We start from the raw sequence: 10,243 nt of genomic DNA, 5'->3' as shown, positions 1-10,243 counted from the left end.
ATGGGTCAGCCACTTTATATAGTACATAAATACTATAAAATAGCGATCACGCTGTGCCAGTTGCGTAAGTCCTGTTATGCAAGTTGTATACGTAACAGCTTACCCAATCCCCAATGCCCAATTCTTATAATGGTATTTCAACGCTGATAAATGGGAGGTAAGTGTGACCATTACGGTACACTGGCAGGAACGAGTTGGTAATCAAAGAGATTGGATTTGGCGTGGCTGGCAAACTCGCTACACTTACATTCGCCCTAGCCAAAATTACCACAATACAACACCTCTGATATTGCTACATGGCTTTGGCGCTTCCATTGGTCATTGGCGACATAATTTAGAAGTGTTGGGTGAGTATCACACAGTTTACGCCCTAGATATGTTGGGTTTTGGCGCTTCTGAAAAAGCCGCAGCTAATTACAGCATCGAACTCTGGGTTGAACAGGTTTACGATTTCTGGAAAACATTTATCCGTCAACCAGCAATATTAATAGGTAATTCCAACGGTTCATTGATTTCGATGGCCGCCGCCGCCACTCATCCCGATATGGTACTGGGTATGGTGATGATGAGTTTACCCGACCCCTCATTAGAACAAGAAGCAATTCCTCCTGTGCTGCGCCCACTCGTCAGTGCAATTAAAAATGTTGTTGCTTCGCCGTTGATACTTAAACCTGTATTTAACTTCGTTCGCCGTCCTGGGGTGCTGCGTCGCTGGGCTAGTATCGCCTACGCTAACCCAGAGGCGATTAGCGATGAACTGATCGAAATTTTAGCAGGCCCTGCCCAAGACCGGGGTTCTGCAAGGGCGTTTAGTGCTTTATTCAAAGCTGCGATCGGAATTAATTTTAGTCCCAGTGTCAAGACAGTATTACCAACCTTAACAATTCCCATGCTTTTAATTTGGGGACAAAAAGACCGATTTGTTCCGCCAGCGCTAGCTAGCCAATTTGCCCAATATAACGAGAAGTTGGAGCTGCTGAATCTGGAGGATGTAGGGCATTGTCCCCATGATGAATGTCCAGAAAAAGTTAATCAAGCCATTTTAGATTGGATTGAGAGATGGATTGGCGATCGCCAACCATTGGCTGTTCCCTAAGATATTTGCAATGGGGGTGCGATCGCATCAGTAGTAACTAGCCAATCGTCGCTTGGTTAGTGTCAACATCTGTAGCACCATTTACAGAACGCGCCACAGAAACCATTTTGTTAAGAATATCTTGATTGGGGACTTTACCTTTCAACACTACAGTGCTACCCGTCTGAGCCACCCAAAGGGTATCAACATCGTCGAGTTGGGGGTCTTGATCGAATGCCAACGCTACCCGCTTGGCTAAACCACTTTGGTCATATTCTCCGCTCAAACCCAGCCGTTCTGGGGGTATCGGTTGCGTAGCAGTAGCAACATTAGCACTGGGAGCTTGCTGTACAGCCTGTGGAGCTGGATTTACTTCTGCATTTTCAGGTTTTTCCATTCCAAACAATCTTTTTAACCAACCCATAAAACTTTTCTCCTATTAGCGTGCTTATCAAATCTGAGTATAAAAGTTTTACAAAAATGCCGCATCTGCCAATAAAAAGATATTCATTCAATTAAATTACTTCTTACGATATGATTTCTAGACAATTTCTCGATTGAGAATGCAATGAGTGCAACGGTTAAGTTTACAATAGGAGGTCGCACTGAAAATTTAGTGCGGTAGTAGGTCTAGCATTGCCCTTAGCTAGTGTCTGCGTTACTCAATTCCTGCTCTAGCCTCTGTTGGCGAAGATGAAACATACCCTTTCAGTTCTCGTAGAAGATGAGGCGGGTGTTCTTTCCCGCATATCTGGTTTATTTGCGCGTCGCGGCTTTAATATTGAAAGCCTTGCTGTTGGCCCTGCCGAACAAGGAGGAGTCTCCCGAATTACAATGGTTGTCCCTGGCGACGATCGCGTGATCGAGCAACTCACCAAACAACTGTACAAGTTAGTCAATGTCCTAAAAGTCCAGGATATTACCGAAACTCCTTGTGTCGAGCGGGAATTGATGCTTTTGAAGGTGAATGCTAGTACCAGCAATCGCTCAGAAGTGATCGAACTGTCTCAGATTTTCCGGGCGCGAGTCGTGGATGTGGCGGAAGATTCTCTCACCTTAGAAGTTGTGGGAGATCCAGGTAAACTGGTAGCGATCGTGCAGGTGTTGCAAAAATTCGGTTTGAGAGAAATCGCCCGCACTGGTAAAATTGCTCTAACTCGTGAGTCGGGCGTGAATACCGAGTTACTCAAATCTTTGGAAGCAAAGGTTTAGTTGGGATTTAAATCAAGACTCAGAAATATTCAACCGCAGCAGAAGTCATAGTAGCAATTGTTACTATGACTTCTGCTTAGGAATAACAAAAAAGTGAAAATCTCCTCCAGCCCCAATACTTCTCGGGTTTTGGGGAAAAGGGGAAGAAGTAAGGGTAAAGAAAAAACGGCGTTGCAGAACAGAGGGATGAATTTAGGCAGGCAGGGGAGGCAGGGGGTGCTTCGGGAGCAGGGGGGGAGATTTTATAACTTGCGAAATCATCCCGCAATTATGCAACGCCGAAAAAACCTTTACCCTTTACCCATATATACGCGGTATTTTTGTAGTCAGCGTATCAAGTTTTTAATGTTTTGAAGTCCCTGCAAATCCGTAAATTGACAACATTCTTATACAACACTGACTCCTAACGTATAAGAAAAATCAGGAATAGATGTGATACCAGAAAAAGTTCCGCCATCTTGAGGCAATAAAGAATATTTACTCACTGAAATAGAGTATGTACCTGCACCCAAGAAACTGCTGATTAATGAAGAATTGCCACCGCCACTATCATCGTCACTTTTCAGTACATTCCCCAAATTGTCAAACAGTCCCAGAACTGTATCTCCTAATGTTACTGTTTTGATAGTGACAGTTCCTGCACTTGCTAAAGAAAATTTAAAAAAGTCGAAATCAGAATTGTCCCCCGGTTGAACTGTTGCGAGCTGGGCTGAAAGATTAACGTTTGAGCCTGATGACAAGGAACCTAACCCTTCAGCCTGATTCAGTGTGTTGTTTGTACCTTCTCCAGCATTTTCCCCCTCATAGAAAAGGAAGTCATCACTATCAAGTCTGAGATTGTTTTTCGCCAGCACAATACCTACGATCTCATCTGGCTCTGATCCCACCCTGTCTGAGAATATTCGTGTGTTGCTTCCAGCAATTTGCAGGCGGTAGTCCTGTAAAGCTCCTTTGAGTTCAATTCGATCTTGGCTAGAGTCGAAGTCAGTAATAGTAGCGAAGTCCGTAAAACCAGAATTTACGCTGTTGTTATCGTCGTAGAAAATATTTACAGCGTCCCCCAGGATAAATCTATCTACCCCACTCCCACCAGTTAAAGTATCAGTTTCCCCCGATCCAGGCGGAAGCAAACTGCCGGGAAAAGTACCGATGAGAATATCATTTCCAGCTCCCCCATTGAGTAGGTCATTACCAGGGCCACCTTGTAGGCTATCATTGCCGTCCTCACCATTGAGGCTATCATTACCAACATTACCGTCTAGCGTGTCATCGCCTATTCTTCCATTGAGAGTGTTATTAGAAGTATTACCAAACAGGAAGTTGTTAAGACTGTTACCTGTCCCGGTAATGCTGCTACCTTCCCTCAGTGTCAAATTCTCAATATTAGTGCCTATTGTGTAAGTGACAGAAGAGCGGACGGTATCTGTACCTGCATTCGCGCCCTCTGTAATAGTATCAAGAGTTGTGTCAATAAGGTAAGTGTCATTGCCTGCTCCCCCATTCAAAGTATCAACACCTAAGCCGCCATCAAGTGTGTCATTGCCACCATTACCAGATAATTGGTTATTTTGGCTATCGCCAGCAATGCTGTCATTTCCACTTGTGCCGATAACATTATCAAAGTTAACTGCTGTAAATGCCAATGTTCCCAAATTAGGAACGTTATTAACAGCCAAACTTTGGGTTTGCAGGTTAACAGTGATAGATACCCCAGACGAAGATTGGGATGCATCTATAGTGTTGTTGGCAACACTAGCATTAGCAATAATTTTTTCTACTTTAAAGAGTAGGTCTTTCCCCAATCCCCCACCTTTTTGAATGGTTCCGACAGATCCCAAGGTAATGTTTTGAGCTAGTTGACTGTAGTCTGCGGTATCAATGCCATCTCCACCATCAAGGCTGTCGTTGCCTTGGCTGCCTTTGAGGGTGTCACTGCCTGCACCGCCTCTTAGAGTGTCGTTTCCTAACCCCCCATCAAGTATGTCACTGCCATCTCCACCGTTTAAACTGTCGTCCGCCGTCCCACCAGCGAGGGAATCATTACCAGCCAAACCATTCAAGGTATCGTTACCGGAGGTACTAGTGGCATTTCCACCACTAGCCCAACCAACTATAGTGTCATTTCCCGAAGTCCCATTGATCGTTTCAGAGTTTATTGTACCGAAAGCCATATTATTTCTCCTCAATTTCTCACTAATACGTAAGTTCAGCCTCAGTCAAAGAACTATTCATCAGTTCGATGTGGATTACTTGTCATTTGCGTAATTTAATGTTATAAAACATTATTATTTTGTTAGAAATTCCTCAAGAAAAAATATCCAACTACTTATTGAGGGCGACCTGAAAAGCCCTCCTTTAACGGCAGAGCAATCAAGACGCCTACTCTAATAAATTAAATAATTTATTTCCTCAAAGCTCTTTAATTGATTACGCAAATGATTAAGTAATTAGGTCAAACATTTTGGTTGTTTTCCCAAACTTTCTGAGCCTATCTATAATTATTTAATTACCATGAAGTATAAGGTTACACTAACTTATTTACTAAATCTTCAAAATATTAATAAATTCTGATTCATAATACATCAATATATATGTGTAACTCTTAATGAAATCTTTTTCAAATCTACTGATTTTTTTGGTTTCAAGTTGCCAGGTTTTTTGTCTTAGTTGAGTATTGTCGTTTAGTTAGGTTCAAATATCATTTTTTTTGTTAAAAACAATTATATTTAATTAAAGAAAATACTTTTCTATTAAAGACATTAAATTTTAATAACATAATTAAAACTTATCTCTCAATCCATAAATTTTTGCGTTGAATAACACTTAAGCTTTACATAAATTTTATATACTTCCTTTAAATACTCTTAAATCCAATAGCTGTTAATAAAATTCTCAAGCAGCATTTAGGGTAATGTTGCACTCATCGGGCACTCAAATGACATTCAATCCGTCACGGTTAGCCAAATAGCTGTAGTAAGCGGACTGGTTGGCTCACTCACTCTCTCGTAGAAAAGGGGCTACGCTATACGCAAAGCGTCTCATGTTCCACTTGGGGAAACCTCTTGGCGCTAGCCTCTGCCTTTGGGAGAAGACCTCGCTGACTCCACTTAATCCCCTACCGAAGAGCAAAGACAAAGCTACGCTTTGGCGGGGTGGGGTTCTTGGGGTTTAGTAAGTAAACAACCGGGATATCACGCGCCACTTGCTACAACGTAGGGAAATACGCTGAATATGATTAGCTTAGTTGTAAGAAAACAATTAATAGGAGAACTAGATGAAAATAGCGATTATTGCTAAAACATTAATTACATCTATATGTTTTTTAGCTTTATTTTCTCCAAGTCAGGCATCAGCTCAACTGATACCACAACCTTGGGTTTCAGTGGGTGGAAAAGATGGTGATATAACTTATGCTGTAGGAGCTAGAGCTTTAAATTTCGGGGTTGAGTTAGGAGTTGGCCCTGATGGTGCTACCGGAGTAGATGTTTTGAAATTTATCAGTTTGCCTGTCATTTCACCTTATGTAGGAGTTGGACTTTATTCAGAAGATAAGGGTGTTGCAGTTTCAGGTGGTGTTCAGGTAGGTGCTACTGATAACGTTTTTGTTGGCGCTGGTTACAATTCTATTCGTGGTTTTAATGGGCAACTGGGAATAAGATTTTGACAAAACAGAATTCAGGAGTCAAATGCTAGAATGGGCTAGACCTTAGCTATCCGCTAACAGAATTGAAATCTGTGAGACTGATGGATGGCATGAGCGCTACTTCTCTACAAGAGGCTGCACCCTAAGCGTATCTATGCCGCAGGCTTTACGACAAGGCTCAGTACAAATAAACGGGTTTAAGCCTTCTACGAGAGTGATTCTGACTCCTGAATTCTGAATTCTTCAATTACGAAATAGGCAATAGGTGAGAGGTGAGAGGTGAGAGGCAAGAGGCAATAGGCAATGGGCAATAGGCGAGAGGCAATAAGTAATAGGATTTCAGGATATTAAGGTATACCAATTTTTTTTTTAAATCAAATATGAGTCCTATATAACTGAAGTCGAGATTAGTTGTCTTACATACTCTGCGGAATCTTGTTGTAATGCTGATGCCACGATCGCTTCACTTTCAACTATACAAAACCTAGCGATCGCCTGCTTCACTCCAGGTATACTTTGGGGATTCACACTCAATTCATCCAACCCTAAACCTAATAAAATTGGTGTTGCTAAAGTATCTGCTGCCAATTCTCCACATAATCCAACCGTTATTCCCACCGCATGGGCAGCTTGGATCGTTTGCTGCACCATTCGTAACACGGCTGGATGTAGCGCATCAACCAAATTTGCCACGCGGGGATTAGTGCGATCGCTAGCCATGATATATTGGCTGAGGTCATTAGTACCTATACTAAAGAAGTCTACTTCAGTGGCTAACTGATCGGCGATCGCTACTGCTGACGGAACCTCGATCATAATTCCTACTTTGATCGCAGCATCAAATAAAATACCAGCTTGATTTAGTTCAGCCTGCACTTCACTCAAAATTACCTTAGCTGCACGTACCTCTGTCAGCGTAGAAATCATTGGCAACATAATCTTAATTTGCTGCCCTCCTCCACTGGCTCTCAAAATTGCCCGTAACTGAGTTTTGAAGAGTTCTGGATGATCCAAACAGAAACGAATTCCCCGCCAGCCAAAGATTGGGTTAGCTTCTAAAAACCCTATTTTCAGATAGGGAAGCGGCTTATCACCACCAACATCTAGGGTACGGATAATCAGGGGACGATTATCTAAAACTTGGGCGATCGCTTGATAAACTAATAGTTGTTCTTCTTCAGTGGGAGCGCTTGTCCGGTTGAGATAGAGAAACTCAGTGCGGAGTAGTCCCACACCTTCTGCACCGTTAGCCACAGCCAATTGGACATCACTTATACTACCAATATTCGCGAAGACGCTAACTTGTCGACCATCACGAGTAATTGCTGGTTGATGTGCTGTAGCTCGTGCTTCTTGTTGAGCAGTTTGCCAAGCTGACTGTTTTGCTGCCAGTAAATCCAGGATATCTGATTCTGGTTCTACCCAAGCTCTACCACTTTCACCATCAAGTGCCATAAGTGTACCATCTGCCAAGTGCAACACCTGGGCATCTACTCCTATAACTGTGGGAATACCCAATGTCCGGGCGATAATTGCGCTGTGAGAGGTGGCGCTACCAGAAGTAGTACAAATACCCAACACTTTTGTTGGATCTAGTCTTGCAGTATCTGAAGGGGTTAAATCAGTCGCTACTAAAATCGCTGGTTCCTCAAGGTGTAGGTTAACACTGGCATTTCCAGCTAGTAATCGCAACACTCTTTGTCCAACATCTACAATATTGTCAACTCGTTGCAGGTAAGAATCTTCAAGGGTGTGGTAGGAAGTCACTACCTCATCTACTACGGCTTGCCAAACGGCTTCAGCATTGAGATGATGTTCTAAGATGCGCTCTTTAGCCGTTTCCAAGAGTACTGGATCTTCTAAAAATAGTAGTTGGGCATCGAAGATGGCGGCTTCAGCGTCACCAATTTGCAGAGATGCTTGTGAGAAAACTGCTTGAATTTCTTGTCGGGCGGTGTTGATTGCTGTTTGTAATCGTTGCCACTCTAATTCAACATTTTCTACATGATATTGCGTAATCGAAATGTGAGTGGGTTGATAATGAACAACAGGTGCGTAGGCGAAGCCCGTCGTAGACATCGCTACTCCACCAGAAACTGCAATTCCCGAAAATTCGCTATGAGTTGCAGGAGTAACTTCATGGTGAAAAGCTGAGGGATAGTTCGAGGCAGCATTATCTTCATTAAAGTTATTTGCAAATAATCCCTGTAATGCTGCCAGCGCTTCATCTGCATCAGAACCAGTGGCAATAATCACCAGTTCGTGTCCTTGACGCACTCCTAAAGTTGTAACTTGGTTAATACTGTCACCCTTGACTAGCTCAGTATTTCTGGTTAAATTCCGCACCAGAATTTGAGATTGAAACTGGGCTGCGGTTGCCACAAACTGGGCTGCGGGATGGGCGTGTAATCCTAAACGATTGCTGACAATCAGCCGGATTTCTCGCGTTGGTGATTCTATATTTGTTGTTGAACTGACAACTGACAACGAACTATTAACTACACCCAATTGAGATGCTTTTGCTAAGAGTGCGCCACGTGCTTCCGCCATAACTTGGTGAATATCTCTACCAGCCGCCACCGCCACCACAGCAGCGATCGCACCTTCTACTAGAGGTGCTTCACACAAATACACTTTCTCCTGTTGTGCTTCTGGCAGAAACTTTATTGCCATTTCTGTATTTAGTAAAGCACTAGCCAAATCCATTAAAACCAAGACACCATCATCAGAAAAAACAGAAGCGATCGCCTCATAAACATGAATGGGATCTGTACCCAATGGATTTTCCGAATCTTCAATACCTGCTGCAACAGCAATAGGAACTTGGCCCTGAACCATTTGCGCGGCGAGTTCCCGCACACCCAAAGCTAGTTGTTTACTGTCAGAAACGATAACAATTCCAATCACTGCCACACCGTCAACCTTGTTGAGAGGTTTGCGTTTAGCTAGTTATCCATTTCATTGTCCGATTCCGCACCGCTAAAAACAGCCCTGATCTTTATTAAAATTGCAACTGCCCGAAAATATTCCGGTCTTTCCAGCTAGAAATGCGAACAAAATAGCCTTCCTTTACGGAAATACTTGGTGTCCACTCATAAACTCCATCGCTAGCAGTACGGGAAGAAATGTTTTGGATAAGTTTGTTCCCATCGTACAACTTAATGGAAACATCGCCATCAAAATTATCCCGCCACAATATTAAAAAAGGCTGATCCTTTTTTGGAAGTATTTTCTTCACTGGCTGACTGATGAAGATTTTTGGCGCAACCTGATTTTTACCTTTTTTACGGAATCCCAGATAATGAGGTAGGTGTCGGAAAGTAGGATTTTCTTGCAGATTAGACAGTTGGGGAATAATAATATTTCCGTTCTGGGAATTGAACAAATAAGTTGATCTACCGCCGTCAACGGTGATGATATCGCCTTTGACTCCTAATTTACGTAATAAACCGGCTGCTTCGTCCAGAGTTGCTTGGTTCACCGTCATAATCAATAACAACTCGTCACCCTGAACACCATCTTTGTTCAGAGTACCGATGACTTGATACTTATTCGCTTGGTTTTGGGCTAATACTTTCGCCGGATGATCGCTGTATCGGTAAGTGACGATCGCATTTTTCACTGCTTTTTGATTAAGAGGCGCACCACTAGCTTGGTTGTAATCGCTAATGTACGCCTGCTTGTCATCCCAGACTAAGGTTTTGAGGCGAATATTACTATAATATTTATCTTTTGGTTCCTTGATTGGCCCATAGGGGCTAGTGCCACCAGTGATGACTACATCATTGAGTTTAATAGGGAAGGATAATTGAGTACTAGATTGGTATTGTTCAAAAAAAGAACAATTAATCATCGAAAAAACGTTGTTTTTATAAAGTTTTTTATATTCGTCTGTAACTTCAGAAAACAACTTATTTTGGAAATAAGGGCTGTAATGTCCACCTTCTCCTTGATAATATTTACCTTCATTTAAACCCATATTATCTACCTCTCCGATAATTTGGTCTATGTGCATTTTGCGGATATCAATAACTTGCAAATAGGCATCGTTACCATTCGTTAATTGTTTTTTATATAAAGCTGCCCCGTCTACAGCTTGGAGAGGTTGATAAGAAGATAGAGGGTTGAAAGTTTGGGCAATCCAAAAGCTACTCAGAATCGGCAGCAAAAAAAACAATAAATTGATTAGAGCATTCATCGTTGCTTGATTGCAATTCCACAATAAGTTGTCGTTACTACTTTAAGGCTAATAAGTTGCGATCGCCTGCGGTTTTGCTATCCTATGCCTGGCGATATCTTATATCTGTGCAAGA

7 protein-coding genes are annotated in these 10,243 nt (G+C 42.4%); 3 read left to right on the top strand and 4 right to left on the bottom strand.

The window, feature by feature from the left end; all coding sequences use genetic code 11:
• The first annotated feature begins 163 nt into the window (after nt 1–163).
• Entirely contained in the window at nt 164–1,096 is a 933-nt protein-coding gene (locus RMX98_RS32735; protein WP_322677129.1) for an alpha/beta fold hydrolase, read from the top strand.
• A gap of 37 nt (nt 1,097–1,133) precedes the next feature.
• On the opposite strand, the gene RMX98_RS32730 is transcribed toward RMX98_RS32735, so the two are convergent.
• A complete protein-coding gene (locus RMX98_RS32730; RefSeq protein ID WP_322677130.1) occupies nt 1,134–1,499 on the bottom strand; it encodes a BON domain-containing protein in 366 nt (121 codons plus the stop codon).
• 269 nt (nt 1,500–1,768) lie between these two features.
• On the opposite strand from RMX98_RS32730, the gene ilvN reads away from it, so the two are divergent.
• Nucleotides 1,769–2,287: an acetolactate synthase small subunit gene (gene ilvN, locus RMX98_RS32725; RefSeq protein WP_322677131.1), complete on the top strand. Its 519-nt coding sequence runs from the start codon at nt 1,769–1,771 to the stop codon at nt 2,285–2,287.
• A 386-nt stretch (nt 2,288–2,673) separates the two neighbouring features.
• Here ilvN and RMX98_RS32720 read toward each other — a convergent pair whose 3' ends face one another.
• Nucleotides 2,674–4,458 carry a calcium-binding protein gene (locus RMX98_RS32720; RefSeq protein WP_322677132.1) on the bottom strand — a complete coding sequence of 595 codons (1,785 nt, stop codon included), beginning with the start codon at nt 4,456–4,458 and terminating at the stop codon, nt 2,674–2,676.
• A gap of 1,103 nt (nt 4,459–5,561) precedes the next feature.
• Here RMX98_RS32720 and RMX98_RS32715 point away from each other — a divergent pair.
• Nucleotides 5,562–5,951 carry a hypothetical protein gene (locus RMX98_RS32715; protein ID WP_322677133.1) on the top strand — a complete coding sequence of 130 codons (390 nt, stop codon included), beginning with the start codon at nt 5,562–5,564 and terminating at the stop codon, nt 5,949–5,951.
• A 366-nt stretch (nt 5,952–6,317) separates the two neighbouring features.
• On the opposite strand, the gene ptsP is transcribed toward RMX98_RS32715, so the two are convergent.
• Together ptsP and RMX98_RS32705 are read right to left on the bottom strand one after the other, a co-directional pair.
• Entirely contained in the window at nt 6,318–8,837 is a 2,520-nt protein-coding gene (gene ptsP / locus RMX98_RS32710; protein WP_322677163.1) for a phosphoenolpyruvate--protein phosphotransferase, read from the bottom strand.
• A gap of 94 nt (nt 8,838–8,931) precedes the next feature.
• A complete protein-coding gene (locus RMX98_RS32705) occupies nt 8,932–10,128 on the bottom strand; it encodes a hypothetical protein (RefSeq protein WP_322677134.1) in 1,197 nt (398 codons plus the stop codon).
• Nucleotides 10,129–10,243 lie beyond the last annotated feature (115 nt).

Origin of the sequence: Nostoc sp. DedQUE02 (genome assembly GCF_034531035.1) — a bacterium.
Lineage (GTDB): Bacteria > Cyanobacteriota > Cyanobacteriia > Cyanobacteriales > Nostocaceae > Nostoc.
Note: the sequence above shows the minus strand (reverse complement) of the source record. Positions and strands in the feature narration are given on the sequence as shown.

Excerpts from the sequence above, each read along its gene's own strand:
- RMX98_RS32730 (WP_322677130.1), bottom strand. The coding sequence starts at position 1,499 with ATGGGTTGGTTAAAAAGATTGTTTGGAATGGAAAAACCTGAAAATGCA.
- ilvN (WP_322677131.1), top strand. The coding sequence starts at position 1,769 with ATGAAACATACCCTTTCAGTTCTCGTAGAAGATGAGGCGGGTGTTCTT.
- RMX98_RS32720 (WP_322677132.1), bottom strand. The coding sequence starts at position 4,458 with ATGGCTTTCGGTACAATAAACTCTGAAACGATCAATGGGACTTCGGGA.
- RMX98_RS32715 (WP_322677133.1), top strand. The coding sequence starts at position 5,562 with ATGAAAATAGCGATTATTGCTAAAACATTAATTACATCTATATGTTTT.
- RMX98_RS32705 (WP_322677134.1), bottom strand. The coding sequence starts at position 10,128 with ATGAATGCTCTAATCAATTTATTGTTTTTTTTGCTGCCGATTCTGAGT.